Raw genomic sequence first — 883 nt, 5'->3', positions numbered from 1 at the left:
ATGGAGAAACCGCACCTGGAGATGGGGGGAATGAATCGTTGAAGCAGCAGGAGAGACTTTTTCATCTGTTGGACGGCATGGAGATGGGCAAAGCAGACCATGACTGGCTGGAGCGACGATTTGAGAATATGACAGCCAAAGAGTGCCTGCTGTTTGCCGGCGCGCTGGCATTGGAGCATCCAGAACGCATTGACCGCGCTATGGAGCTGGCCAATCAGCTTCCCTGTTTCGACCTCTACTACGGAGCCGGTGACAACGAGGCCCTGGGACGGTTCGTCCTGGAGCATCTGGAGCGACCCTCGCCAAAAGCGGTTCCCTTTCTCCATGTGGGACAGGTGGGCGCAGCTTACCAGGAGCAGGACAGGGGGATCTTCTGCCAGGGCCACTACCTGCGGAGATCCTCCCCCACGGTTCCCAGGCCAGAGGAGCCCCAACTTCTCCAGCCGGTGGTCGGAGACTACGCCATACGGGTGAAGCTGGCCAGCCGGAGCAACATGGACGGCGTGTGGGTGGGCTTCCCGGATACCGGGGAGCACATGGATGTTGCTTACCCAGACGAGCTGCTGCTGGGACTGGACGCGCTCCAGGCAGAAACGCTGCAGGAGTGCATCGTACTGGAGGTGGACTGCTGTCTGCCTCAGCTCAGGGACATCCCATCCCAGTATGACTCCGCCGGCGAGCTGGTACGCCATGCCATCGACTTCGGCTATGTCTGGGCGGAGCAGGGTCAGGGAGAACCCCACTGGCTGGACAAATGGCAGGCAGTCCTGGAGTTGGAGGACTGCCACCGGTTGGACCAGGCACTGGACTATGCACAGAACCTTCAGCATTACGCCGTCATCCCTCGAGGTGTGGATTTGGCGGAGTATGGCCGGGAGCTGGC

At 60.7% G+C, this 883-nt stretch carries 1 protein-coding gene; it reads left to right on the top strand.

Features of this window, described 5'->3' with window-relative positions:
- Positions 1 to 77: 77 nt before the first annotated feature.
- A partial coding sequence (locus tag H6B31_RS16715; protein ID WP_204899529.1) for a hypothetical protein occupies positions 78 to 883 on the top strand: 806 nt, incomplete at its 3' end.

The sequence above is a fragment of the Pseudoflavonifractor capillosus genome, assembly GCF_016899775.1.
GTDB lineage: Bacteria > Bacillota > Clostridia > Oscillospirales > Oscillospiraceae > Lawsonibacter.
Note: the sequence above shows the minus strand (reverse complement) of the source record. Positions and strands in the feature narration are given on the sequence as shown.